At 68.9% G+C, this 25294-nt stretch carries 25 protein-coding genes; 16 read left to right on the plus strand and 9 right to left on the minus strand.

Annotated elements, in window-relative coordinates:
• Positions 1-59: 59 nt before the first annotated feature.
• Positions 60-1478 carry a cytochrome P450 gene (locus D7D52_RS23390; RefSeq protein ID WP_246023246.1) on the plus strand — a complete coding sequence of 473 codons (1419 nt, stop codon included), beginning with the start codon at positions 60-62 and terminating at the stop codon, positions 1476-1478.
• A gap of 15 nt (positions 1479-1493) precedes the next feature.
• Here the strand turns inward: D7D52_RS23390 and D7D52_RS23395 are convergent, their stop codons facing one another.
• Entirely contained in the window at positions 1494-2498 is a 1005-nt protein-coding gene (locus tag D7D52_RS23395) for a TY-Chap domain-containing protein (protein ID WP_120739642.1), read from the minus strand.
• Positions 2499-2623: 125 nt separating this feature from the next.
• Here D7D52_RS23395 and D7D52_RS23400 point away from each other — a divergent pair, with 125 nt between their 5' ends.
• A complete protein-coding gene (locus tag D7D52_RS23400; RefSeq protein ID WP_120739644.1) occupies positions 2624-3415 on the plus strand; it encodes a phosphatidylethanolamine N-methyltransferase family domain-containing protein in 792 nt (263 codons plus the stop codon).
• On the opposite strand, the gene D7D52_RS23405 is transcribed toward D7D52_RS23400, so the two are convergent.
• The 3 genes from D7D52_RS23405 to D7D52_RS23415 all read right to left on the minus strand — a co-directional run bounded on the left by D7D52_RS23405 (position 3412) and on the right by D7D52_RS23415 (position 6526).
• Positions 3412-4725 (minus strand): sensor domain-containing diguanylate cyclase, encoded by a 1314-nt coding sequence (locus D7D52_RS23405; protein WP_120739646.1) that lies wholly within the window; start codon positions 4723-4725, stop codon positions 3412-3414. The two genes, D7D52_RS23400 and D7D52_RS23405, sit on opposite strands and share 4 nt — an antisense overlap.
• 58 nt (positions 4726-4783) lie before the next feature.
• Entirely contained in the window at positions 4784-5593 is an 810-nt protein-coding gene (locus D7D52_RS23410) for an SAM-dependent methyltransferase (RefSeq protein ID WP_120739648.1), read from the minus strand.
• 153 nt (positions 5594-5746) lie between these two features.
• Entirely contained in the window at positions 5747-6526 is a 780-nt protein-coding gene (locus D7D52_RS23415) for a M50 family metallopeptidase (RefSeq protein WP_120739650.1), read from the minus strand.
• Positions 6527-6680: 154 nt separating this feature from the next.
• On the opposite strand from D7D52_RS23415, the gene D7D52_RS23420 reads away from it, so the two are divergent.
• The 5 genes from D7D52_RS23420 to D7D52_RS23440 all read left to right on the plus strand — a co-directional run bounded on the left by D7D52_RS23420 (position 6681) and on the right by D7D52_RS23440 (position 10520).
• Entirely contained in the window at positions 6681-6908 is a 228-nt protein-coding gene (locus D7D52_RS23420; RefSeq protein ID WP_162958494.1) for a hypothetical protein, read from the plus strand.
• A gap of 4 nt (positions 6909-6912) precedes the next feature.
• Positions 6913-7407, plus strand: a complete 495-nt coding sequence (locus D7D52_RS23425) for a carboxymuconolactone decarboxylase family protein (RefSeq protein ID WP_222932661.1) — start codon at positions 6913-6915, stop codon at positions 7405-7407.
• Between the two features lie 98 nt (positions 7408-7505).
• Positions 7506-8276, plus strand: coding sequence for an SDR family NAD(P)-dependent oxidoreductase (locus tag D7D52_RS23430; protein ID WP_246024045.1), 771 nt, complete (start codon positions 7506-7508; stop codon positions 8274-8276).
• 122 nt (positions 8277-8398) lie between these two features.
• Positions 8399-9400: an alpha/beta hydrolase gene (locus D7D52_RS23435; protein ID WP_120739656.1), complete on the plus strand. Its 1002-nt coding sequence runs from the start codon at positions 8399-8401 to the stop codon at positions 9398-9400.
• A 112-nt stretch (positions 9401-9512) separates the two neighbouring features.
• Positions 9513-10520: an AraC family transcriptional regulator ligand-binding domain-containing protein gene (locus tag D7D52_RS23440; protein ID WP_120739658.1), complete on the plus strand. Its 1008-nt coding sequence runs from the start codon at positions 9513-9515 to the stop codon at positions 10518-10520.
• Here the strand turns inward: D7D52_RS23440 and D7D52_RS23445 are convergent.
• Positions 10507-10701, minus strand: a complete 195-nt coding sequence (locus D7D52_RS23445) for a hypothetical protein (protein WP_246023247.1) — start codon at positions 10699-10701, stop codon at positions 10507-10509. The two genes, D7D52_RS23440 and D7D52_RS23445, sit on opposite strands and share 14 nt — an antisense overlap.
• A 340-nt stretch (positions 10702-11041) precedes the next feature.
• On the opposite strand from D7D52_RS23445, the gene D7D52_RS23450 reads away from it, so the two are divergent.
• From D7D52_RS23450 to D7D52_RS23460, 3 genes are read left to right on the plus strand one after another with little or no spacing between them, the layout of a single operon-like run.
• On the plus strand, positions 11042-11548 hold the full coding sequence (locus D7D52_RS23450) for a MarR family winged helix-turn-helix transcriptional regulator (RefSeq protein ID WP_120739662.1): 507 nt from the start codon (positions 11042-11044) through the stop codon (positions 11546-11548).
• A gap of 11 nt (positions 11549-11559) precedes the next feature.
• Positions 11560-14178, plus strand: coding sequence for an MFS transporter (locus tag D7D52_RS23455; protein ID WP_120739664.1), 2619 nt, complete (start codon positions 11560-11562; stop codon positions 14176-14178).
• Positions 14175-14996 carry a YceI family protein gene (locus tag D7D52_RS23460; protein ID WP_120739666.1) on the plus strand — a complete coding sequence of 274 codons (822 nt, stop codon included), beginning with the start codon at positions 14175-14177 and terminating at the stop codon, positions 14994-14996. Before D7D52_RS23455 ends, D7D52_RS23460 begins: the two co-directional genes overlap by 4 nt.
• A 15-nt stretch (positions 14997-15011) precedes the next feature.
• On the opposite strand, the gene D7D52_RS23465 is transcribed toward D7D52_RS23460, so the two are convergent.
• Positions 15012-16622: a hypothetical protein gene (locus D7D52_RS23465; protein WP_120739668.1), complete on the minus strand. Its 1611-nt coding sequence runs from the start codon at positions 16620-16622 to the stop codon at positions 15012-15014.
• Positions 16623-16896: 274 nt separating this feature from the next.
• Here D7D52_RS23465 and D7D52_RS23470 point away from each other — a divergent pair, with 274 nt between their 5' ends.
• Together D7D52_RS23470 and D7D52_RS23475 are read left to right on the plus strand one after the other, a co-directional pair.
• Entirely contained in the window at positions 16897-18696 is a 1800-nt protein-coding gene (locus tag D7D52_RS23470; protein WP_120739670.1) for a flavin monoamine oxidase family protein, read from the plus strand.
• Positions 18697-18858: 162 nt separating this feature from the next.
• Positions 18859-19452: an Rv1733c family protein gene (locus D7D52_RS23475; RefSeq protein WP_162958495.1), complete on the plus strand. Its 594-nt coding sequence runs from the start codon at positions 18859-18861 to the stop codon at positions 19450-19452.
• A gap of 27 nt (positions 19453-19479) precedes the next feature.
• Here D7D52_RS23475 and D7D52_RS23480 read toward each other — a convergent pair whose 3' ends face one another.
• The 3 genes from D7D52_RS23480 to D7D52_RS23485 are packed head-to-tail and all read right to left on the minus strand — an operon-like array spanning position 19480 to position 21078.
• A complete protein-coding gene (locus D7D52_RS23480; protein ID WP_120739675.1) occupies positions 19480-20397 on the minus strand; it encodes a 2-hydroxyacid dehydrogenase in 918 nt (305 codons plus the stop codon).
• A gap of 43 nt (positions 20398-20440) precedes the next feature.
• Positions 20441-20593 carry a hypothetical protein gene (locus tag D7D52_RS37955; protein WP_162958496.1) on the minus strand — a complete coding sequence of 51 codons (153 nt, stop codon included), beginning with the start codon at positions 20591-20593 and terminating at the stop codon, positions 20441-20443.
• A gap of 26 nt (positions 20594-20619) precedes the next feature.
• Complete coding sequence (locus D7D52_RS23485) at positions 20620-21078, minus strand: LapA family protein (RefSeq protein WP_120739677.1); 459 nt, start codon at positions 21076-21078, stop codon at positions 20620-20622.
• A gap of 130 nt (positions 21079-21208) precedes the next feature.
• Between D7D52_RS23485 and D7D52_RS23490 the strand changes: the two genes are divergently transcribed.
• From D7D52_RS23490 to D7D52_RS23505, 4 genes are all read left to right on the plus strand, one after another.
• Entirely contained in the window at positions 21209-21400 is a 192-nt protein-coding gene (locus tag D7D52_RS23490; RefSeq protein WP_120739680.1) for a hypothetical protein, read from the plus strand.
• An 831-nt stretch (positions 21401-22231) separates the two neighbouring features.
• A complete protein-coding gene (gene ligD, locus D7D52_RS23495) occupies positions 22232-23170 on the plus strand; it encodes a non-homologous end-joining DNA ligase (RefSeq protein ID WP_120744400.1) in 939 nt (312 codons plus the stop codon).
• Positions 23171-23260: 90 nt separating this feature from the next.
• The gene (locus D7D52_RS23500; protein WP_120739682.1) at positions 23261-23674 is read left to right on the plus strand and encodes a pyridoxamine 5'-phosphate oxidase family protein; all 414 of its coding nucleotides are present in this window, start codon (positions 23261-23263) and stop codon (positions 23672-23674) included.
• Positions 23675-23856: 182 nt separating this feature from the next.
• Positions 23857-25260 carry an amino acid permease gene (locus tag D7D52_RS23505; protein WP_120739684.1) on the plus strand — a complete coding sequence of 468 codons (1404 nt, stop codon included), beginning with the start codon at positions 23857-23859 and terminating at the stop codon, positions 25258-25260.
• The last annotated feature ends 34 nt before the right edge of the window (positions 25261-25294 follow it).

Raw genomic sequence — 25294 nt, forward strand, 5'->3', positions numbered from 1 at the left:
GGCACACAAATCAGGAAACGACCGTTTACGGATTTGGGCGCGTCCGCTACCGTGGGTGCATGGCTGTGCGAAAAGCCGTGGTGAACCATCGAATTCAGGGCCGCGCCGCCGGGGTGCTGCAACGCTATCCGAGCGCGCCGCAGGCGCTGGCGGACCCGCCGCCCGGCAGCGGACTGCTGCCGGTGATGGGCGATTACGGGCCGCCCGGCATCGGCCACGTGGTGTCCACCCTCGCCGATCCGCTGAGTTTCAGCCGCGAGCGCATGAAGCTCTACGGGCCGGTCCAATGGATGGGCATCTTCGGCCGCCGCATCGTGGGCGTCGGCAGCCCCGCGGCCTTCGAGGAATTGCTGCTCGACCGCAAGCACGTCTTCTCCGCGCAACGGGGCTGGGAATTCCTCATCGGTCCCTTCTTCCGGGGTGGAATCCTCTTGCGCGACTTCGACGATCACACCTATCACCGACGCATCCTGCAGCAGGCGTTCACCCGGCCGCGATTGATCGGCTACCTGAACCTGACCACCCCGCGCATCGTGCGCGGCGTCGACTCCTGGCTGCCCGCCCCCGACTTCCCGCTATACGACCACGTCAAGCGCATGCTGCTGGAGCAGGCCACCGTGGTCTTCGCCGGCGCCGAACTCGGCCCCGAGGGCACGCGGCTGGCGCGGGCCTTCGAGGACGCGGTGCACGGCGGCAAGGCCATTGTGCGCACGAATATGCCCGGGGGCGTGTGGAATCGGGGCCTGCGCGGGCGGCGGGTGCTGGAGGACTACTTCCGCCGCGAACTGCCCGCCAAACGCGCCGGTGACGGCGACGACCTGTTCAGCGTGCTGTGCCACGCCGAGACCGAGGACGGCGAATCCTTCACCGACGCCGACATCGTCGATCACATGATCTTCGTGATGATGGCCGCCCACGACACCAGCACCCTGGCCATCTCCATGCTCGCCTACGAACTGGCGCGCAATCCGGACTGGCAAGAGCGGCTGCGCGCGGAGAGTCAGGCGCTGGGCAAGCCGACCCTCGACTACGCAGATCTGGACCGGCTGCCCGCCCTGGAGATGGCCTTCCGCGAGACCCTGCGCATGTACGCGCCGGTCGGCCAGATGGTGCGGGAGGCGTTGGCCGACACCGATATCGGCGGCTACTTCATTCCCAAGGGCACGCTCGTCATGGCCGGGCCGTACTCCATGATGCGCAATGCGGAATATTGGCACGATCCGGACATTTTCGACCCGGAGCGCTTCGATCCCGCACGCGCCGAGGACAAGACGCACCGCTATGCCTGGCCGCCCTTCGGCGGTGGCGCGCACAAGTGCATCGGCCGCTACTTCGGCGGCATGACCGTCAAGGCCACCATGCACCGGATGCTGCTCGGGTACCGCTGGAGCGTGCCCAAGGGCTATACGGTGCCGCTGGTCGCCGGGACCGGGCCCACTCCCGCCGACGGGCTGCCGGTCCAGCTGCGCCGCCTCTGAGACGGCCGGTGCGACTCACCGCACGTCGCGCGGGATCCCGAGTTCGATGTCCAGATAACGGAGTTCGGGATCGCGGCGCTGCCCGTTGCGGAAGGCGCGGAACACCAGATCCTGGGGATGGCCGACGGTGAACACCTCGGTGAAGGTCGCCACCGTGCGCCGGGGCGCGTCGCACAGGCTGGGATTGAACCCGGCCTTGGCCAGCGGCCCCTCCCAGATCAGCGCCGCCCCGCCGGGCGTGCTGTGCGGGGCGAAGCTCCAGCCGAGATCGCGCATGCGCCGGTCGAATTCGCCCGGACCGAGGCCGGCCACATCCCAGCCGCTGGCCTCGTTGAAAAGCTGGCGACCGTGCAGGAATTGGACGAAACACGGATCGGGCCCGGGATGCGGGGTGCTGAGGTTGATGACGCCGTCCCAGGGCAGGGTGGTCAGCGCCCAGTCCAGCCGGGCCTCGAAATCGTCCCAGTCCGAACACACCACGGGCGCTTGCCGCTCGCTGGGCCGGTCGGCGGGCAGCCCGTAGCTGCCGGTGCCGGGCGCGTCCATGCTCCAGGTGGTGAACCGCAAGCGCTCACCGTCGATGCCCAGGCCCTCGCGCAGCACCGCCACCACCGATTCGCCGATGCCGCGACGCTGTTCGATGGCCTCGCCGCGCTGCCAGCCGGTGCTCCATTCGCGCGCCAGCCGCGGCTGCTGATGCACCCGCTGCATGGCCCGCCACTGCGGATCCGGTGCGGTGGCATCGGATTCCGAGGGCAGCGGCACCGGATCCCAGGTGCCGTCGGGCTGCGCGCGCAGCACCTCCAGCAGCCGGTCGGCCTCGGCGGCGTCCTCGGGGACGGCGACGATCACCTCGATCTCGCTGCCCTGCTGCGCGAAATGCGCACGGCGGCCGGTGAGTTCGTCACGAATCTGGATGAAGCGCGGGTTCCATCCGAGTCCGGATTCGTCCGCGTCCTCGTCCTCCTCGAGAAAAAACGGCATCCATTCGATCAGTGCATCCCAACCCTGCGAACCCACCGTGCCTCCCTCCGGGTTCTAGCCAACCTACCCGTCGGTCCCGCGCCCTGCCCAACCGACGGGTATCGGCCGGCCCACCCGCTGTGGTAGAACCTGTTCTAGTTTTTTCACCCGAAGGACCGCGAATGAACTGGTACACCGGCAATACCGGCTACGACACCGTGCTGACGATCGCCTTCGCGTTCGCGGCGTTCGTGCTCGTCGGCGGCCTGTTCGGGCAGAGCCCCTACGGCCGCTTCGCCACCACCAAGCTCGGGCTCAATCTGAATCCGAAGCTGGGGTGGTGGCTGATGGAGATCCCGGCCACCGTGGTCTTCGCGGTCGCGTACCTGACGGGTCCACGCCGCTTCGAGCCGACTTCCCTGGTGCTGGCGGCCATCTGGATTCTGCACTACGGCAATCGCGGCTGGTTCTTCCCCCTCAATATTCGCCAAGTCCCCGGCAAGACCAGCAGTTTCAACGTTTCGGTGCTCGGCATGGGCATGCTGGTGACCACGCTGCACGGATATCTCAACGGTGCGCTGTTCAGTCACGACTACCTCGGGCGGTACGGCAGCGGCTGGTTGACCGACCCGCGCTTTCTTCTCGGACTGATCGTGTATTTGTCCGGTTTCGCGCTACTGGTCAGCTCCGAGAGCATAGTTCGCAATCTGCGCGACAAGAACAACCCGGGCGCAAGCGAATACAAGATTCCATACGGTCTGGGATTCCGATTCGTCACCAGCCCCGCCTATCTGGGCGAGCTGGTCGCATGGGCGGGATTCGCCCTCCTCACCTGGGCGCTGCCCGGCGTGGTCATCTTCCTGATCACCTTCGGCAATCTGGTGCCGCGCGCCTTGGCCACCCACGGCTGGTACCGGGAGAAGTTCGACGAGTACCCGCCCGAGCGAAAGGCTCTGGTGCCGTTCGTGATCTAGGACAGTCCCGTATCGGGCGGTTGAGTCAGCGGGGGCAGGTTGGTGCGGTGGCGTAGCGCCTTGTCGCGGTACATGGCGGTGTCCACGGCGTGCATGAGCTCGTCGATGGCGGTGGCGTCGGTGTCCACCAGCGCGGTGCCGATACTGGCGCCCACCCGCACCAGCAGTCCCGCCACATCGAAGGGATCCTCCAGCGCGGCCAGCAGCCGATCGGTGACGGCGGTCAATTCCGCTTGGCCCGAGCAGTTTTCGACCAGCACGATGAACTCGTCCCCGCCCAGGCGCGCCACCATCGCATTGGCCGGCAGCGCGGCGCGCAGCCGCTGCCCGACATCGCTCAGCACCCGATCGCCGGCGGTGTGGCCGCGGCGGTCGTTGATCTCCTTGAACCCGTCCAGATCCAGATAGCAGACCCCGACCTGACCGCCGGCGGCGGCCAGGCGATCGAAGAACAGCAGCCGGTTGGGCAGGCCGGTCAGCGAATCGTGGTGCGCGTCGTACCAGAGCTGATCGGCCAGCTGCTTGCGATCGGTGACGTCGACGGTGACGCCGACCAGGAAGCGCGGCTTGCCCTCGCGGTCGCGCACGATCGTCATCGACAGGTCGACCACGGTGTGGCTGCCGTCGGGTTTGGTGTGCTGGGTCTCGAAGCGGAAGCGGTCGATCTCCCCGGACAGCAACTGCTGGAACAGGGCGAACGCCTCACCGATATTGACCGGGCCCAGAATGTCGGCGACCGAGCGGCCGGGCATGGATTCGGCCGGGACACCGAGGGTTTCGGCCATGGCGTTGTTGACGTCGATGACCGTGCCGGTGGTGATGTCGACGGTGCCGATGCCCACCGACGCACCCTCGAAGATGGCCTGGAACCGGGCCTCGGACAGATGCCGCCGGGCCTCGGCCTCGCGGGCCGCGGTGAGCGCGGCGCTCAGCGTCGTCTCCTGTTCGGCGAGTGCGGCATTGCGCAGCCCGCCGGTGAACTCGGCCGCGAACTCGGCGGCCAGTTCGATGGCGCGCTCGCGCACCGGCCAGTAGTCGGCGCACTCGGCCTCGGGACACACGGCCGTCACCAGGTCCTTGCACAGCACCAGCACCGACCGATGCACCGCCAGCGGGTCACGGTAGTTCGCGGCGACCAGGGCGGCGGCGGCCTCGCGCGCCACCGACAGATCCGCGGCGCCGCGCACCGCGGCGATCAGCCGCGGGCAGAAGCGGGCCAGCAGTTGCTCGACCTGGGCGCGGGTGAGCGTCGGCGCGACCGCGCCGTCCAGCATGGCGGCCCACCGGACCGCCAGCTCGCCCGCGTCCATGTGCTGTCCCCCTGACCTCGGCGCCGTTCACCCCTGCGCGGGTGCGATTCGAGCGGTGTCAGACCTTGCGGCCGACACCCGCCAGGCCGAGCGAACGGCCCGGCTCCTCGTGCTGATCGCGGTCGGATTCCGGCCGCCACAAGGGCAATTCCACCACACCGGGTGTGATGGGATCCCACTTGCCGAACAGGGCGGTGATGGCGGCGCGCGAACGGAACTGCAATCCGATCCGGCTGTTGTTGGCGGAGTTGTCGGCCAGTTTGGCGGCGTCCTCGGGCCGGGTGGCCGAGGTGAGGTGGGAGATGGCGACGTAGCTGCCGGGCGGGACCGCGTCGTAGAGGGCGTCGACCTTCTCGACGGGAGCGAAGTCGTCGCTCATGAGGTGCAGAACCGCGATGAGCAGCACACCGACCGGTTGGTCGAAGTCGATGAGACCGGTGTCGCGCGCCCGCTCGAGCAGCACCGCGGGCTCGCGCAGATCGGCCTCGATGGCCGTGGCGTTGGGATTGTCGCCGAGGATGGCGCGGGCGTGCGCGACCGCGACCGGGTCGATATCGGCGTAGAGCACCCGGCAGGCGGGGTCGATGGCCTGTGCCACCTCGTGCACATTGCCCGCGGTCGGCACCCCCGAGCCGATGTCGAGGAACTGCCGCACGCCGGAATCCACCAGGAACCGCACGGCCCGGCGCAGGAAGGCGCGATTGCTCAGCGCCAGCCGCGGCAGATCGGGGACCAGCTGCTTGGCCTGTTCCGCGGCGCGGCGGTCGACCTCGAAATTGTGTGAACCACCCAGGAGCGCGTCGTACATGCGCGCCGGGCTGGGGCGGTTCATGTCCACGCCCTCCGGAGCCCAGGCCGGCCTGTCCATCCGAAAACCTCCTTGCCACAACGATCGAGCGCCCGCCGCGAGACGCGCGGAGATCCGGTGTTCCCGATCACCCGGACGGTGCACTCCGCATGTTAGCCGTCGTTCACCAGATACCTTGCAGCGAGACCGTTCTCGCGGTGAGGTCGGAGAAGTTCACCGAGCGGGTGAGGCCGCGCAGGTGCTGTGCGTGAGCGGTGGCACACAGACGCCGCGCACGTCCGCGAGCAGCAGCCGCCCGCCCAGCAGCAGCGAGCACACCGCGATCGCGCCGAACAGCAGCACCCACAGCAGGCCCGGAATCCGGGTCAGCCGCGCCAATTGATCGGCGTCGGAATCGGGTTCGTAGGCGCGGTTGCGCTGCAGCTCGAGCACCGGGCGCACCGCCGCCAGCAGCAGGAACCAGGCGGCCAGATAAGCGAGTCCGGCCTGCAGGGTGTCGGTGCCGAACCAGGAGACCACGAACACCAGGCCGCCGGTCACCAGAATCGAGAGCAGGCCGTAGAAGTTGCGGACCTTCAGCAGCAGCACCACCAGCAGCGCGATGGTCAGCCACAGCATCAGGGTGATGCGATGGGCGCCCAGCAGCGCCGCGTATCCGAGCCCGACCAGGGCGGGCGCGGGATAGCCGGCGGCCATCGTGAGCACCATGCCGGGCCCGTAGGGCTTTCCGCTGGAGACGGTGAGACCGGAAGTGTCCGAATGCAATCGGATGCTGTCGAGGCGGCGGCCGGTCAGCAGCGCGGTGAAGGCGTGCCCGCCCTCGTGCGCGATGGTCACCGCATTGCGCAGCACCCGCCAGGTCGGGTGGAAGATCACCAGCGCCAGCGCCGCCACCCCTGTGCCCACGACGAGTTGCCAGGGCGGCGCGGTCTGCGTGGTCGTCAGCCGATCCACGATCGTGCTGCCATGCTGAACGAACTCCGCTGTATCCACCGCCGCACCCTATCGGCTGCGGCAGAGCGCGACCACAGCTCCGCACTCGGCGCGACCACTGATCGCACCGTTCGGAAGCGATGGCGTCGCGCATCCGGTTGTTGGCGGGAATTGTCCCCGGAGCGGGGTCCGCGCCGACCCTACGGTTTGAGGCGTGTCAACAATCGAAACCTCCGCGTCGCCGGCGTGGCCGGTGCTGCGCAGCCTGGCGCACAACGGAATCGTGATCCGCGCCCTCGCCCTCGGGATCGCCACCGCGGTGCTGATCGGCGCGCATCACCCGACCTGGGTGCCCTACGCGGTGACCGTCTACGCGATCTGGAACGCCGCCGCGCTCACCCGCAACGCCGCCCGCGCCGCCCGCACATCAGAGAGTGAGTGAACGAATGTTCGAGCCGGTTCAAGACCACCCATTGTTCGGCCAGGTGCGTCAGCGCTTGGGGCGAGTGCCCAATATGACCAAGGTGATGGCCAATTCGGATGCCGTGCTGACCGGCTACCTCGGCCTGATGGGCGCGCTGAAGGACGGCACGCTGCCCGCGCCGACCTCCGAGCGCATCGCGCTGACCGTCGGGGCGTCCAACGACTGCGGGTACTGCGTGGCCGCGCACACCTTCGCCGGCAAGCGGGTGGCCAAGCTCAGCGACGCCGAGGTGGAAGCCGCCAAGCAGGGCAGCTCCGCGGACCCGAAAGAGGCCGCGGCCGTGGCCTTCGCGCGCGAGCTGACCGAAACCCGGGGCAAGGCCGACCCGGCCGCGGTGCTGGCGGCCGGGTGGAGCGAGGAGCAGGTGCTCGAGATCGTGGCGCTGGTCGCCCTGCAAACGCTGACGAACTACGTCAACAAGGTGGCGCGGACCGAAAACGATTGGCCCGCGGCCTGATCGAAGCCGCGATGTGCGGTGCGGGTGGGCCCGGGGTGCCGTCGGTGATCCCTGCGCTACTATTACCAAGCAAATGCTTGGTCGAAGGAGCTGGAGTGATCGACGACTTCCGGGAACGCGAAGGCGCCGCGCTGATCGCCGGTGGCACCGGCGGCATCGGCGCGGCCATCGTGCGGACGCTCGCCGAGCGCGGCAGCCACATCGGCCTCACCTACCGCTCGAACCGCGACGCCGCCGAGCGGCTGGCGAAAGACGTTGCGGCGGTGGGACGGACGAGCCGGGCCTGGTCGCTCGACCTCACCGATCCCGACGCCGTGGCCGAGGTCGTCGACCGGTTCCGCGAGGAATTCGGCAGCCTGCACACCGTGGTCTACGCCGCCGGGCCGCACGTGCCGATGGTCCATCTGAGCGCCGTGACGCCGCGGCAGTACCGGGACCAGTTGAACGCCGACGCCGCGGCGTTCTTCAACCTCATGCACGCGACCCTGCCGCTGCTGCGTGCGGCACGGGGTGCGGTCGTCGCGGTCACCACCGCCGCCACCCGGCGTTTTCCGGTCCGCGACGGCCTGTCCTCCGGCACCAAGGGCGCGGTGGAGGCGGTGGCGCGCGCCCTCGCCTCCGAGGAGGGCCGCTATGGCGTCCGGGTGAACTGCGTCGGTCCGGGCATGCTCACCGACGGCATGGCCGAGCGGCTCATCTCCTCCGGTGAGCTCGACCAGCACGCCCTCGACATCACCCGCCGCAATATCCCCTTGCGCCGCTTCGGGAACGCCGAGGACATCGCCGAAGCCGTCGCCTTCCTCGCCTGCGACCGCGCGGATTTCATCACCGGCCAATGCCTCGACGTCGACGGCGGCTACACGGTCTGAGCCGCAGGTCTCGATTGGGCAGAGCGACAGCGGAATCCACGGTTTCCTCGCGATCGACTTCCTAACCTGGAAGTGGCGGCCGACTCCGTGCGGCAGCCGCCGAAAGCCGAGGTGGCGGGTCGATGAAACATGCTCGTACGCTGCGCGAGGCGGTGCTCGCGGTCCTGCTGGCCGCGGTCTGCACGCTCACCCCGCTCGCGACGGCGAGCGCGCATGCCGACGGCGCGTATCTGGACCGGATCGAACGCGAGGGCCCCCACGAACTCGCGGTGTACGTCTATTCCGCGGCCATGGATCGCGTCATCGAACAGGACGTGCTGGTGCCCGAAAGCGGCAGCGCCGGACGGCCGATCGCGTACCTGCTCTTCGGTGCGGTGCGCGCCGAGGATCCGGTCGACTGGCCGACGATGACCGATCTGCTGCGATTCGCTCCCGGCACCGGGGTCGACGTGGTGATCCCGCACGGGGGAGCGGGCACCTACTACACCGATTGGCAGCGCGACGATCCGGTGCTCGGGCGCAACAGGTGGGCGACGTATCTGACCACCGAGCTGCCGCCGATCATGGACGCCGTCCTGCACTCCTCCGGCCGCAATGCGATTGTGGGACTGTCGATGTCGAGCACCTCGGCGCTGGCGCTCGCCGAAGCGGCGCCGCAATTGTACGAGGCGGTCGGCGCGTTCAGCGGGTGCGCGGAAACCAGCAGCCCGCTCGGGCAGGCGTATGTCTACCTGACCACTCACGTCCGCGGCGGCGGCGACGTCGAGAACATGTGGGGGCCGTTCGGCAGTCCCGCCTGGGCCGCCAATGACGCGTTCCTGCATGCCGATCGGCTGCGCGGCCACACCCTCTACCTCGCCGCCGGCAGCGGCCTGCCCGACGGCCACGACACCCTCACCGACCCGCGTATCGACGGGAACGCCCCACTGCTGCTCACCCAGCTCACCGAGGGCGGCGTCATCGAGGCCGCCACCAGCGAATGCACCCGCCACCTCGCCGCCCGCCTGGCCGAACTCGGCATTCCCGCCGACTATCGCCCCCACCCGGGCACCCACTCCTGGGGTTACTGGCAAGACGACCTGCACGCCTTCTGGCCCGCCATGGCCGCCGCGATCGGGGCCTGAGGACAACGGGATCCGTGGATTTCGCACCCGGAAACCGATCGACCTGGTTTCCCGCGAACACGCGGTATAGCCTGTGCCCTCCGGGGTGGACGGATGAGGGGTTGGAGGGACGTTGGGCACCGATCAGACGCTGTTGCATCGGTTCGTGATCTCCCAGCTGACGGCGATGGGGCTGGATCGCGATCGCCTGATCCGGGAGTGCGGGGTGCCGGACTGGACACTCAGCGGCGGCGGCGTGCACGTGCCCAGCGAATCCTTCTGGCGTCTCTGGGAAATCGGGGCGCGGCAGCTGGGCGACCCGAATGTGGCCTTGCGGGTGGCGAGCCGATACCAGCTCAAGGCCACCGGGCTCTACGACTATCTGTTCAGCAGCGCGCCCACGCTCGGCGCGGGCCTGGCGACCTGCGGGCCATACGTCAGCGCGGTCACCACCAATCATCGTTTCGATCTCGTCGGCACCGACCACGGCCCGGCGCTGCGGCTCGACATGGTCGACGGCGGGCCGGCGACCCGCGACCACACCCAGCTGTGGGGGCTGACCGCGGTACTCACCCGGGCGCGGCGGGTGATCGAGGGCCCGCTGAATCCGGTGCGGGTCACCCTGCGGCGCTCGGCCCCGCCGCGCCTGGACGCGTATCGCGACGTATTCGGCGACGCCGTCCTCGAATTCGAGGCCGACACCGATGCGATGGTCTTCCGTCCCGCCGATCTGGAGCTGCCGCTCACCACCGCCGACCCGGTGCTCGCGGCCGTCCTGAAACCGCTGGCCGAGGCCCTGCCGCCGCCTCCGCCGCTGGCGACGGCGTGGCCGGAACGGGTCGCGGTGGCGGTGGCCGAGGCGCTCGACGCGGGAGAGGTGTCGCTGGAACGGGTTTCGCGTCGGCTGGCCACCAGTCCGCGCACCCTGCAACGACGGCTGGCCGAGGCGGGCACCACGTGGCGGCGCGAGCTGGACCGGGCCCGCTCGGCGCGGCTGGCGGCCGCCTCCAGCACCGGCCCGGTGAGCCGCAGCCGGCAGGCCGAACTGCTCGGTTACGCCGATCCGGCGTCCATGCGGCGGGCGGCATTGCGCTGGGCGGTGGTCACTCGCGGGCACGCGCCACGCGTCACACCTTCATGAATCCGGCGGCGATCCCCCAGAACAGGGATCGCTCCATGGCCGCGAAATCCCAGTCCTCGGTGATCGCGTGGGATGCGGTGACGATGCCGTTCACGTCGAAATCGTCACGCGTCGCCGTGCCCTTGGCCTCCAACGCGTGGATCACATAGGCGACGGCGACCTCCCGGGTGTACGACGACACGATGCCTCCTCGCTGCGGTGTACAGACGCGTAAACCGGCCATACCTCTCGGTGTGGTGGGAATACTCAGTGTTGCTACATAATCGCCACCCGGCCAGTGCGAAACGCGTCAGGCTTGGGCAAACACGCCAAAGGCGTCCTCGCGTCGAGCGCGTGGGGTCGATCCCGCCTCCGCGCCGTCGGATCCGCTGCGAGGGACCGTGAAATGCGTTGCGGCAGAGTCTGTCTGGTGGGCGTTCGCCGGCCTCGGGGGTGGGGCTGGAAGTTTGCCGACGAACGTGCGTATAGTTGGCACCAGCAAGTAGTTGTAAGTGCTAAGTAAGTGTGAGTAGGAACCGATCATGGCTCTCACCTCCAGCGACCCCAGCGCCGCCGAACTGTCGGACCCGGGGGCGCTGGGGGACGCCGATGTTCTCGGGGCGCAACTGATTCGGCTGTTGCGCGCCGTCGGCAGGGCCAGGCATCGGGTGATCAAGCATGGTCCCGAAGGTCTCGAGCAGTTGGCCTACGCCATGCTGTTCACCCTCGTCCACGACGGCCCGCAGCGCACCGGCAAACTCGCCGAACAGCTGCATGCCGAGATCTCCACGGTCAGCCGGCAGACCCGGAACCTGGTGAGCCACGGGCTGATCGAACGCCGCGCCGATCCGATCGACGGGCGCGCCTGCGTCCTCGAGGCCACCGCCGAAGGGCGGCGGGTCTTCGCGGAGAACCGGAGGCTGCGCAATCGGTGGATCGCCGAGCTGGTGGCAGACTGGTCGGCCGCCGACCGCGCGGCGCTGACGGGTCTGCTGGCCCGGCTCGTGGACGGCATCGAAAACTCGACCGCAACACTCGATTCGGAATAGAGCTTCGACACATGACAACAGCGACGATCGACGAACGCGCGGGGCAACCCGCGAGCGCACCGCCCCGGCTGTCCCACCGGCAGATTCTCACCATCCTGTCCGGACTGCTGCTGGGCATGTTCCTGGCCGCGCTCGACCAGAACATCGTCAGCGTGGCAATCGTCAAGATCGCCAACAGCTTGCACGGATTCGACCAGCAGGCCTGGGCCACCACCGCCTACCTGATCACGGCCACCATCTCGACGCCGCTCTACGGCAAGCTCGCCGACATCTACGGGCGAAAATCGTTCTATCTCACCGCGATCGCCCTGTTCGTCATCGGGTCCGCGGCCTGCACCTTCGCCACCTCCATGTACGAGCTGGCCGGATTCCGGGCCTTCCAGGGGCTGGGCGCGGGCGGGCTCATGTCGCTGGCCATGACCATTATCGGCGATATCGTGCCGCCCCGGGAAAGGTCGCGCTACCAGGGCTATTTCATGATGGTCTTCGGTGTCGCCACCGTGCTCGGGCCGGTGCTGGGCGGCTGGTTCTCCGGCTTCGACCACCTGTGGGGGCTCGAGGGCTGGCGCTGGGTGTTCCTGGTGAACGTCCCGATCGGCGTGCTCGCGCTCGGCGTGGTGGCGCGCGTGCTCAATGTCCCGCATCAGCGGCGTGATCTGCGCGTGGACTGGGGCGGCGCGGTGGCGCTGGCCATCTGCGTGGTGCCGCTGCTGGTGGTGGCCGAACAGGGCCGCGGCTGGGGCTGGGGGTCGGGCCGCTCGATCGCCTGCTACGTGATCGGGGTCGTGGGTCTGGCGCTGTTCGTCTTCGTCGAGCACCTGATGGGCGACGCCGCGCTGATTCCCTTGCGGCTGTTCAAGAATTCCACCTTCACGGTGTGCATCGTGGGCGGGTTCGTGGTCGGCATCGCCATGTTCGGCGCGATCTCCATGGTGCCGCTGTATCTGCAGGTGGTGCGCGGGTTCTCGCCGACCAAGGCGGGACTGCTGATGCTGCCGCTGGTGGCCGGCATCATGATCGGGTCGCTGGCCTCCGGGCAGGTCACCAAGCGCACCGGGCGATACAAGATCCTGCCCGTGGTGGGCACCTTCGTGATCGCCTGCGGCGCCGCGCTGTACGCGACCGTGCACTACGACTCCGCGCTGTGGCAGCCGCTGGTCTACGGCGGCATCATCGGCCTCGGGCTGGGCGGCTGCATGCAGACGCTCATCATCGCGGTGCAGAATGCCGGACCGCGGTCGGACATGGGCGTTTCCACCGCGGCGGCGACCTTCTTCCGGCAGGTCGGCGGCACGCTGGGGGTCGCGGTGTTCCTGACCATCCTGTTCAACCTGCTGCCGCACAAGATCACCGACGCGTTCGGGGGTCACCTGCCGCCCGGCTTCCCGGCCGACAAACTCGCCAGCGTGCAGTCCAACACCTCCGGGATCGCGGCGCTGCCGGCGCAGGTGCGCGAGCCGATTCTGATCGGGTTCACCAACTCGCTGCACGGGGTGTTCTGGGCCGCGGGCGGGGTCGCGCTGGTGGCGTGTGTGGTGCTGCTGTTCATGAAGGAGATTCCGCTGCAGGAGGCTCCGGGGGCCGCCGAACCGTCTCCGGCAGTGGACGATACGGCGCGGGCGGCCGAGGCGGAGTGGGCCGAGGATCAGGTGTGGGAAGGTGCGGCGCAGGTGATCTCGCAGCCCGAGCCGGTGCTGGCGCGGGTCGGATCGGGGCACGCCGACCCGGCTGCCAACGGCATGCGTGCCGCCGAAGTGCAGGCGGCGCAACGGATCTCGCCTGCGGCGGCGAGCGCTGCCGGCGGTGCGTCCGGCGGGGCGACGATCGGCGGCCGGATCCAGCGTGCCGACGGCGGTGCGGTGTCGGGGGCCGCGCTCACCCTGATCGATCAACGCGGACATCAGGTTTCGCGTGCGACCGGTGGCGAGGACGGCCGCTATCGCATCGACGCGCCCGTCTCGGGCAGCTTCGTGCTCATCGCCTCGGCCAATGGGCATACGCCGGTCGCGGTGAACGTGTCGGTCGACGGGCGGACGCCGGAACTGGACCTGACGCTGGAAGGTTCGGGCGAATTGTCCGGACAAGTGCGTACCGCCGCCGGTGCACCGCTTGCCGGGGTGACCATCACCGTGACCGATCTGCGCGGCGAGGTGGTCGGTGCGGCGATCTCCGGTGAGGACGGCCGCTACGTCTGCCACGGCATCGGCGCGGGCACCTACACCTTGGTCGCCGCGGCAGAACGCCTGCGTCCCACGGCAACCGCGCTGGTGGTGCCCGTCGGGGGTCTGTTGCGCCACGATATCGAGCTGACCCCGACCGCCGCGCTGGTCGGCATGGTCCGCGCGGACGGTCAGGGGTTGGCCAACGCTCAGGTCACCGTGCTCGACGGCGCGGGCACGCCGATCGCGACCACCCGCACCGACGCCGAGGGCCGCTACACCCTCACCGACCTGGACTCGGGCGCGTACACCGTTATCGCGCGCGGGTATCCGGCGGTGACCGGTCAGGTGGTCGTGCGCGGCGGCGAGGTCGAGTATTCGGTCGACCTCGGGTACGACCTGGAAGGTGCTGCGCCCGAATCGCTTCCGGTGCGCCACGGCAGCACCGATCCCGAGGCGAGGCTGTCGTGACCGGGTTGACCGTCGAGATCCGCGATCCCGAGGGCTGGCCCGTCGCCGACGCGGTCCTCACCGTCACCGATCTCGACGGCCACCAGCGCGCCCGCGCCGCGTCCGATCCGACCGGGGCGGCGGCCACCGAGCCGCTGCCCGCGGGCACCTACACGGCCGTGGTCACCGCCCCCGGCCACCAGCCGATCGCGCTGGTCGCTCGCGTCTCGGCCGGGGGCGCGGGCAGTCTCGGCACGGTGCGCCTGGAACGCGCCACCGACGCCGTCGCCACCCCGCCGCCCGGCCCCTGGACCATCGACCCGGCCCACTCGACCGTCCTGGCCACCGCCCGCCACCTCGGCATCGCCGGCATCAAGGCCCGCTTCGCCGAGGTCGGCGGCCGCCTGGACATCGCCGAGAACTTCGAGCACAGCACCGGATACGCGGAAATCAAGGCCGCCACCGTCGACACCGGCATCGCCCTGCGCGACGACCATCTGCGCTCCGCCGACTTCCTCGACGTCGACCGCTACCCTCTGATCACCTTCCACGGCAAAGGCTTCCGCCGCACCGCCCCCACCACCTGGCTGATGCCCGGCGACCTCACCCTCCACGGCCGCACCCGCCCCACCGAACTCACCGTCACCTACGGCGGCCACGGCCCCGACCCCTGGGGCGGCACCCGCGCCGCCTTCCACGCCGAAACCCTCCTGCACCGAGAGGATTTCGCCATCGACTACAGCGCCATGGTCCAAGCCGGCATAGCCGCAGTCGGCACCACCATCCGCATCGAACTGGACATCGAACTGGTCCAAGGCGACCGCCTGCCGGCGATGTAACCGCCCGGCTGTGCGTCAGGATCGGGTATTGCGCATGTGCGAATGCGGCCCGAAGAACCCGACATGCACCTTGGCGTTGCCGGTATCGACATGAAAATAGATGCGCGGCGCGAGATCACCGCCGCCCTCGGCGATCTTCATGTGCGCGCCCATGAAGACATAGCCGCCGTCCGCAACCTCGCGGGAAACCGGCAACACCCGCCGGGCGCGCCGTTTGGCATTATTGATCACGCTGTCCGACTCGGTCATGGCCAGCCGTTTGTTCCGGGCCGGCCAGGCCAGCGGATCATGGGAATGCTCGCACCACTGCCAGAAGCCGCGAGTGGTCGGATCCGCTTCGAGGGCGCGGGCGTAGGCGTGCAGCGCCCGGAACGCCCGCCACGCATGCTGGCCCCAGCTGGAACTGTTGACCGCGGAGTCGAGCTTGTCGAGGTCTTTCGGCGCGGAATCCGGGATGACCAAACGATCCGAGAGATACTGGCGGGCTTTGGCGACGGCGTCGCTGGAGTTGGCGGCCGTGGTGGGGATCGCGTCGAGTGGATCACCGGCGGGAAGTGCGCTGCCCGTGACGGTCGCGGTGTGGTTGTGCTCGCAGAAATCGACGCGCTGCCGCAGCTTACGCGCGTTCTCGGTGACGGCTTCGAGCTGTTGCAGCGTCTCCAGCTGATCGATTTCGAAGCCGAGGATCTGCTCGTCGCGGGCGCCGACCTGGTCGCGCAACTCGATGATCTCCTGGGTCAGTCGCTCGATCTCACTGTCGGCGTAGGACATCAGTTGTTCGTGGTCGCGCTGGCCTTTTCGATCGATATCGAGCAATCCTTTTGCGCGGGCATAGGATTCAGGCGGGCGGCGGGTAGGTGAGATGGTGCTGAGCATGCGGGCAACGATGTTGGCGGCGGTCAACTGCTCGCCCATGTAGCGGTCCGCGGTGACATACCGGTGACGCCAGGAGTCATCGGGCGCAGCGGGATCGAGGTTGCGCAGGTAGACGCGAAATGCTCCGTCCCATACGCCGTGGCTGTTGCCCAGCGCCGCGGTGAACGCGTCGGCGCCGGGCGAATCCAGGATGGCGATATTGGCGACGCCGGCCACCTTCACGGCGACTCGAGCGACGACGTCGTCGAAGGAATACCGGTCCGGGCGGCCCAGATCCGCGAAACGCGCATCGTCACGGGCGAAAACCACGGTCGGCAAGGTGCGGTCGAAATCGGAGATCAGTTCCGCGAGCTCTTCACCGCCCTCGGTACCGGTGAATGTGCGCGGGCCCACCCAGATGGGATGAGCCTCGACCCGGGGCGCGACGGCGTGCGCCAGCATGGTGCGCACCAAGCGCGGCGCCGCGGGGGTGAGCGTGCGCACGTTGATGTCCTCGCCGACCACGGACAGATCGACCCAGGCGAATCCGTCGCCGGCGGTGTGGTCTTGCCAAACGCGGAGGGTCGTCTTCCATTGGCTGCCATCGGAATAGGCTTCGGTGAGGGTCGCGCGCAGTGCGGTGAGAGCTTCGGCGGTCCCGGCCGCGGATTGGACGCTGATGTCCACTTCGCGGCGTGCGCCGCGGGTGTGGACGCTGGCTTCGGCGGTCCCGTTCTCGGGCACCGCGAGCCCGGGGTACTTCTCGTGCACCCACTCCGTTAGCTCCTCGAGCGTTCTTCCGCAGTGCGCGACGCGATCGTCTTGCCATATCGCTCGGTACACCAGAGACATCGGCGGTCCTCTGCTTCCGCGTCGCCTGTTCTCCCATAGTGCGCGTGGTTGCTGGGCGGTGCGGCGGCATTGGCGGCTCTCTGGACCGCTGCCGTGTGTCGTGGAGATTTGCGGAGAATTTGCTATAGCTTTCTGCTGGCGTCTGGTTCATCATCCTCGAGCTACTTTTCGGACCGGAAGGATTCGCGGAAGTATGTCGGAACGGACGATCGGGCGGCGGGGGTTTCTCGCTGCTGCCGGTGCGGTTGCTGTCGGGGTCGCCGCGGGTGGGGTGCGGATGCCCGGGGCGGTGGCGTTGCCGGCGGTCGGCGCCGTGGGGGCGCGGGATGCGTGTGAGGAGTTGGCTCGGGAGATGTTGCAGGTCGGGGACAACAACTCCGATCTGACCCTGGAGTACTTGAGGATCCTCATCGATCAGGGGCTGCCCAGGGCCGGTTCGCCGAAGAAGGTGGTGGTGGTCGGGGCGGGGCCCGCCGGGTTGACGACGGCGTGGTTGTTGCGCAACGCCGGGCACGAGGTAACGGTGTTGGAGGCCAACAGCAGTCGCACGGGCGGGCGGGTGAAGACGTTTCGCGGGCGGTTCTCCGACACGCGGTTGTATGCCGAGGCCGGGGCGATGCGGTTGCCGGACAGTCACCCGCTGACGCTGGCGCTGTGCGACAAGCTCGGGGTGAAACGCAGGCCGTTCTACAACGCCGACGTGCTGCCTGCCACGCCGTCTCCCGTGGCCGCGCCCCCGGTGATCTACAAATCCTTCACCGGCGAGACGTGGACCAATCACGCTGGCGGACCGGCGTATCGGCTCCCGGACGCGGCCGGGCACACCCTGATCCGCGTCAATGGCGACCGGGTCACCCGCGCGGAATACGCCGCGAACCCTGCCCGGATCAACAAGGGTTTCGGGGGCGCGTCGTTCACCACGACGACTCGGGCGGCCCTGGACGCCGCGGTCGGCAAGTACGCGGTGCCCGGCGATCAGCCGATCGACAAGCAGATCGCCGGCTGGACGGGATTGTTCAACGATTACGAACCGCTGTCGACGCTAGAGTTCCTGCACCGCCAAGGCTGGGAACTGCCGCAGATCCAGGCTGTCGGCACGCTCGAGAACCTGACCTCCCGGCTGCACTACGGCGTCATCCCGATGCTCGTCGACCACGCCCTGATCCGCCCGGACGCGACCTACTGGGAACTCGAGGGCGGCACCGCCACATTGACCGACGCGCTGACTACGGCACTGGGTCCGGTGATCCAGATGGGTCGGCAGATGACCCGGCTCGAGCAGACCGGCGCCGGGGTGCGAGTCACCACGATCGGTGAATACGACCAGGACGACGTACCCAGCGGTGTCCCCGATTCGACGCAGACCCTCGACGCCGACTACGCGGTGGTCGCGATCCCGTTGAGCGCCATACGTTTTTGTGAATTCGAACCTGCCCTGTCGTATGCCAAGCGCCGCGCTGTCACCGCGACCCACCAGGACGCGGCCACAAAAGTGCTGCTGGAGTTCAAAACTCGATTCTGGGAAGCGGGCGAGCACGCCTTCCGAGGCGGCGGCTGCGTCACCGACAACCCCAACCGATTCATGTACTTCCCCTCCCACGTCGACGCGCCCGACGGTGGCCAGGCACCGGCCGGTGGTGTGGTGCTGGCCAGCTACACCTGGTCCGACGACGCCATGCGCTGGGACTCGCTGACCCCCGACGAACGCGTCGACCACGCGCTGCGAGGAATGGCCGACGTCTTCGGAACCGACACGGTGCTGCGCGAATTCACCGGCGTCGGCCTCTCGCAAAGCTGGATGCAAGCCCACTACGCCCTCGGCGAAGCCGCCATCCCCATGCCCAACCAGCTGACCGAACTACATCACGCGACCCGCACCGTCGAAGGCCGAGTCCATTTCGCCGGCGACCACACCACCCTCAAACCCGCCTGGATCGCCGGCGCCCTGGAAAGCGCCGTGCGGGCCGCCCTGGAAGTCCACTCCCGCAACTGAGCCCAACCCCGCCCCCCCGGGAGAAGATGCGCGCCGACGGGCCCTTTCGGAAGTCGCGGCGCTGTGACCTTGACGTTCACCCGGTTCATGGCGTATCAGAGTGGGTACAGCTACCGATGTAATCGGAACAACGACGCGTGGAGAGAGGCGGTCCAGGTGTCGATGCGTCCTCCTTTGGCGACTCGCGTGTGGCGAGTGCGGCCGTGGAACACCAACAAGCTGATGCGCGTCTCGGATCGGGTCGAGGTGGTGTTGCGGGCCGTCGCCGTGATCGTGGTGGCGGCGGCGGTGCCGATCGCGGGGGCGATCGGGACGGCGAGTTATACGGGGGCGCAGGCGCGGATCGCGGCGCAGGACGCGGGGAAGACCAGGGTGACCGCGACCGAGACGGCGGATGCGGTGCGGCTGCCCGACAGTGACCGGTATGTGGGGAATCAGGCGCGCTATCAGGCTGCGGTGCAATGGACTGCCGACGGCAAGACCGGCACAGCCACCGTGGATGTACCCGGGCCGCAGCCGGCGGGGTCGGCGGTGGCGTTATGGGTCAAGGACGGGCAGCCGACGATCGCGCCCTCGCGGCCGGGGGCGGCGGCCGCGGAGGGAGTCGGGACCGGGTTGGCGGTCCTGGTCGAAACCTGGTGTGCCGCCGCGGCAACCGTGTGGTTCACCGGCACCGTGCTCGACGCCAGACGGTATGCCCGCTGGGAGCGGGAGTGGCGGGGGATCAATCGGCCGATCGGCAAGGACACGTTGTAGGTCGTCTTCGCCTCGACGGGTGCCGGTTCAGTATTCGCCGTGGACGAGATTGCGCGGCGGCTCCCCGGACAGGTAGCGGGCGATCTCCGCGACGGCGATGTCCCAGCCGCGCCGCAGGTTTCCCGTGCTGCTGCCGCCGACATGCGGGGTGAGCAGCAGGCCCGGAGCGTCCCAGAGCGGATGGTCGGCGGGCAGCGGCTCCGGATCGGTGACGTCGAGAATGGCGCGCAGGCGGCCGGATTGGAGTTCGCGCAGCAGGTCGTCGGTGCGGACCACCGGCCCGCGCGCGGCATTGACCAGGATGGCGTGATCGGCCATGCGGGAGAGGAATTCGGCATCCACCAGGCCGATCGTGGACGCGGTCACCGGCACCATGAGCACCACCGCGTCGAAATGCGGTAGCAGCGCGGGGATTTCGTCGGCGCCGTGCACACCCGCACGCGCCGACGTACCGACCAGTTCTACCGTGGTGTCGAACGGCGCCAGCATCCGGCGCAACTCGGTGGCCAGATCACCCGCGCCGATGATCAGAATTCGCTTGCCGTGCAAGGTGTCGGTGCGATGCTGCGTCCAGCGGTGCTCGCGCTGCGCCACCGCGAACTCGGTGAATTCCCGATAGACCGAGAGCAATCCGGTGATCGCCCATTCCGCCGTGCTCGCGCCGTGCGCGCCGCGCCCGGTGGAGATCATCACCTCGGCGGGCAGCTTGCCCACCCACATCTCGGCCCCGGCCGTGAGCAGTTGCACCAATCGCAGTTTCGGCAGCGAGCGCGCCAGCTCCACCGTTTCGGCACGCGCCGCCAGGAACGCGGGGACGAACACCTCCGCCTCGTCCGCGCCGGCGGGCAGCGGCTCGCCGAGGGTGTACCGCAACGCTCGCGCACCTGTCAGCCGCGCGACCGCGGCGAAACCGTATTCGTCGGGAACCAGCACCGTCACCGTCATGACTGCGACGCTAGCCGACCGGTGTGAAACCGGTCGGGCGCGGTCAGTAGCGGGGATTGGCGAGGTAGCGGGCGGGCGCGCCCAGCAGCCATCGGATCAGTGCCGCTGTCAGCACGAGGATTCCGAGAGAGCTGCACGCCGGCGTGGCGAGCAGCCAGCCGGCGTCCAGGAGTGCGAGGCCGAGCACGGCGAGCATGCGGTGTCCTCTGGCGGACCGGGGTCCTACTTGGTGGCGGGTTCGGTGGCGGGTGCGCCCGGACTCTTGCGGAACGGGACCGACCAGTTCGGCCGCGTGAAACGAGGCGGCGTCTTGGTCATGGGAACCGCCGGCTGCCGGGGCGCATCCACGCTACGCGCCGGCGCGGCGGCGGGGACAGGTTTCGCGAGTTCCTTTCGGGCCGCGGCCATTTCGCGCCGCGACTGCCGCAACTCGCGCCGGGCCACCGCGCCGCGGCGAGACGTCATCCACAGACCGGCCAGCATCAGGATGAAACCCGCCGTGCCGATCGCGCCGATGAGAATCCCGTAGGCGAACAACAGTCCGGTCGATCCCCCATAGGTATGGTCGAAAACAGTGAAACCCGAAGGCAGTGTGTGGCTGTCGCCGCTGTTGGCCTGAACGCCGGCCACCCCCACCGTCACAGCACCCAGCAGAGCGATGAGCCCGATGATTGTCAACATGTCGGGGGCATGCCCGCTGATCCCCAGGTCAAACTCCTATCGCGGCGGGTTGCCGGAGTGTCGGCCGGTTTGGCCGGGCCCGCGACGGCTATGCCCGGATCGCGGACCCTCCGCACAGACGGGAGTCACCATGTCCACCTACACCTATGACCTTCCGCGTTTCGCCGCCGAGGCCGATCAAGCCGAACGCGCCGCGCGCAGCCTGGATTCCACGCAGGGCGTCAGCATCGACGAGGCAGCCGAAACCATCACCGTCACTTCGCCGCTGACGCACGGGGAAGTGCTCGACGTGCTGCGTCGCCACGGCATCTCCGCACAGTAGTTCCGCTGCCCGGACCCCACCGCATCTCTGCGGGGACCCAACGCGCCTCTGCCGAGGGCCAACCGCACCGCTCCCGAGGACCAACCGCACCGCTGCTGCGGACCCGCCGCACCGCTGCCGGGGACCCACTGCACCGCTGCCGGGGACCCACTGCACCGCTGCCGGGGACCCACTGCATCTCTTTTGGGGACCCCACCGCAGCTCAGCCTGGGGACCCCACCGCGCCTCCGCCCGGGGACCCCACCGCAGCTCAGCCTGGGGACCCCACCGCGCCTCCGCCCGGGGACCCCACCGCAGCTCAGCCTGGGGACCCCACCGCGCCTCCGCCCGGGGACCCCACCGCAGCTCAGCCTGGGGACCCCACCGCGCCTCCGCCCGGGGACCCCACCGCAGCTCAGCCTGGGGACCCCACCGCGCCTCCGCCCGGGGACCCCACCGCAGCTCAGCCTGGGGACCCCACCGCGCCTCCGCCCGGGGACCCCACCGCAGCTCAGCCTGGGGACCCCACCGCGCCTCCGCCCGGGGACCCCACCGCAGCTCTGGCCGGTGCGCCATCACATTCTCTGGGGGGTGCTCAAGGCATTTCCGCCGCACGGCTCACAGCATCTCCGCGTAGGGGGCCATGGCGTCGTCGTTGAGCAACCTGCTGGCGTTCGTAGTCGGCAGGCCGGCATCGCTGCTCGACAACCGCTCTCGCGTCGGCTGTGATCGGCGCGTCGCACCGATCCAAGAGCTATCTCGTGGCTAACTTGATGGCGTGTCCCTTCTGTCGGATTTTCGGCACGGGTAGCGGCCGCGGTGGCCGCGTCCGTCCGCCGTGGCCCGTCGCCCATGCTGGCGACCGGGGGCCCGCCGCCGGACGGGCCGGGGTGGGCGTTCGAGATGAAATGGGACGGCGTGCGCATCATCGCGGTCTGCGAGCGCGGGGAATGTATCCTGCTCAGCCGCAACGGCAATGATGTGAGCGCGGCCTACCCCGAGGTGGTGCGGGCGCTGGAGGCGTTGCCCGGCAACGAATCTCTGATCTTGGACGGTGAGATCGTGGCGCCGGACGGCGAGGGCGTGCCGTCGTTCGGCCTGCTACAGCGGCGCATGCACGTGGCGCGGCCGGGGGAGCAGTTGCTGGCGGAGGTGCCGGTGCGGTTCTTCGTCTTCGACCTGCTGAGCGTGCACGGGCGCGACATCACCCGGCTGACGTATCTCGAACGGCGGGCCCGCTTGGCCGCCTTGGATCTGCCCGCGCCCCTGTCGGTTCCGCCGCACTGGGTCGACATGGATGCGGGAAAGCTGCTCGAGACCGCGCGCGAGCATCGCATCGAGGGCATCGTGTCGAAGCGAACGGATTCGGTGTATCTGCCGGGCCGGCGGTCACCGGCCTGGATCAAGACACCGTTGCGGCAGCACACCGAGGTGGTGGTGGCGGGCTGGACGCCGGGCGCGGGCGGGTTCGGAGCGACGTTCGGCTCGCTGGTGATGGGCGCGCACGACGAAGCGGGGCAACTGGTCTACCTCGGGAACGTGGGCACCGGCTTCACCCAGGCTGCCCGGCGGGTGCTGCGCGGTGCGCTGAACGAGATCGAGATCCCCGCAAGCCCTTTCGCGCACACCCCGCCCGAAGCCGCTGCGGGCGGCTGGCACTGGGTCGAACCGATCCTCGTCGCCGACGTGGAATACCGCGAATACTCCGGCGAACGCCTGCGCATGCCCAGCTGGAAGGGTTTGCGCAGCGACAAGCCGCCCGCCGTGGTGGATGTGCCGCCACGCCGCTGACGCAGCGTGCCACCGCCGATGCTGCGAATGAACCACGAGATGCGACAAGGCAATTGGCGTAATCGCAGCGGATCGACCACAATCGAAAGCATGGGCGGCGTAGGGGCACGAAAGCTACGCGAGCTTTCGGCTGCCGATTCACTGAAACGGCTGGCCGGGGCGCAATTCGGGCGGATTGTGTACTCGCGCCGGGGACTTCCGATCATCCGGCCGGTCAATCACATCGTCGAAGAGGACGTCGTGGTCGTGCGCGCGCATCTGGGCGCAAGCCTGTTGCGGGGCGACGGCCAGATGGTGGCCTACGAGGCCGACTCCTTCGACGAGCACACCCGGCAGGGCTGGAGCGTCATCGTCACCGGAGTGGCACGGGTGGTCATGGATCCCGAGCAGGTGCAGCGGTACGAGACGCTGCTCGATCCCTGGATCAACCTGCCGATGGACCATGTCATCCGCATCGAGACCGAGGTCGTCACCGGTCTCGAGCTGATCGACGAACCGGGCTGAGCAGCCGGTCGGCACGCGCGGGTCGCGCCACGTACGCGGGTGACTGTGACGCCGAATACCTCTGCGGTAGCGTGACACGCCGTTGGACCGAGCTCGGCAATCCGCCGACAAGCTCGGTGCGGCCGGTGCCTCCGATCACCACCGGTGGGTTCCGGTCGCACGCACGTTGAGAGGAACGGCATTTGACTGCATCGGAAAGGCAGCTACCGGCCACCGGTACCACCCCCGCCGAGGACGAGGGGTACGCGCGCGGTCTGTCGCCGCGCACCATTCAGATGATCGCCATCGGCGGCGCGATCGGCACCGGACTGTTCTACGGCGCGGGCGGCGCGATCCAGAAGGCGGGCCCCGCGCTCATCCTCTGCTACCTGGCCGCCGGCCTGGCCATCTTCGTGATCATGCGGGCCCTGGGTGAGCTGCTCACCTACCGCCCGGTCGCCGGCAGCTTCGCCGAATACGCCAACGAATTCCTGGGCCGCTTCGCCGGATTCGCCACCGGCTGGACCTATTGGGCGGTGTGGGTCGCGACCTGTATGGCCGAGATCACCGTCGCGGGCAAGTACGTCCAGTACTGGTTCGACATCCCGCAGTGGGTGACCGCGCTGGTGGTGCTGGGCATCATGTTCGTCGCCAACCTGGTGTCGGTCCGACTGTTCGGCGAGGGCGAATTCTGGTTCTCCGCCATCAAGGTGACCGCCATCGTCGCCATGATCGTCATCGGCATCGGGGTGCTGATCTTCCACTTCGGGCATGCCGCCAACCCGACCGTCACCAACCTGTGGAACGACGGCGGCGTGTTCCCCAACGGATTCGGGCAGGCGTTGCTGGCGCTGCAGATCGTGGTATTCGCCTATGTCGGTGTGGAATTGGTCGGCGTCACCGCCGGCGAGGCCCGCGACCCCAAACGCACCCTGCGCAAGGCGATCAACACCCTGCCCTTCCGCATCGGCCTGTTCTACATCGGCGCGCTGATCGTCATCATGTCGGTGTCGAGCTGGCGCACCTTCCACGCGGGCCGCAGCCCCTTCGTCGAGGTCTTCGAACAGATCGGCATTCCCGGCGCGGCGGGCATCATCAACTTCGTCCTGCTGACCGCGGCGCTGTCGTCGTGCAACTCCGGCATCTACTCCACCGGGCGCATGCTGCGCAGCCTGTCCCAGCGTGAGGAAGCCCCGCCCGCCCTCGGCTCCCTGAGCAACCGCTCGGTCCCCGCGGCCGGTATCGCGGTGTCCGCCGCGGTCATGGTGATCGGCGTGGCCGTCAACTACTTCTCGCCCGACAAGGCGTTCGGCTACATCACCTCGGTCTCCACCATGGGCATCATCTTCGTGTGGGGCATGATCCTGGTCTGCCACCTGCTCTACCGGGCCCGGGTGCGCTCGGGCGCGCTGCCCGCCAGCGACTACCGCCTCCCCGGCGCCCCCGTCACCACCGCCCTGGCCCTGGCCTTCCTCGCCCTGGTCGTAGTCCTGCTGTTCTTCACCGAAGACGGCCGCAGCGCCCTGATCGTCGGCGCCGTCTGGGGCATCCTGGTCTGCGCCGGCTACCCCCTGCTGTCCCGCAAACACACGAAAACCACTGCCTGACAGCTGAATTCACACCGCGACACAACGATGGTGT

Origin of the sequence: Nocardia yunnanensis, assembly GCF_003626895.1 — a bacterium.
In the GTDB taxonomy this organism is placed as follows: Bacteria; Actinomycetota; Actinomycetes; order Mycobacteriales; family Mycobacteriaceae; genus Nocardia; species Nocardia yunnanensis.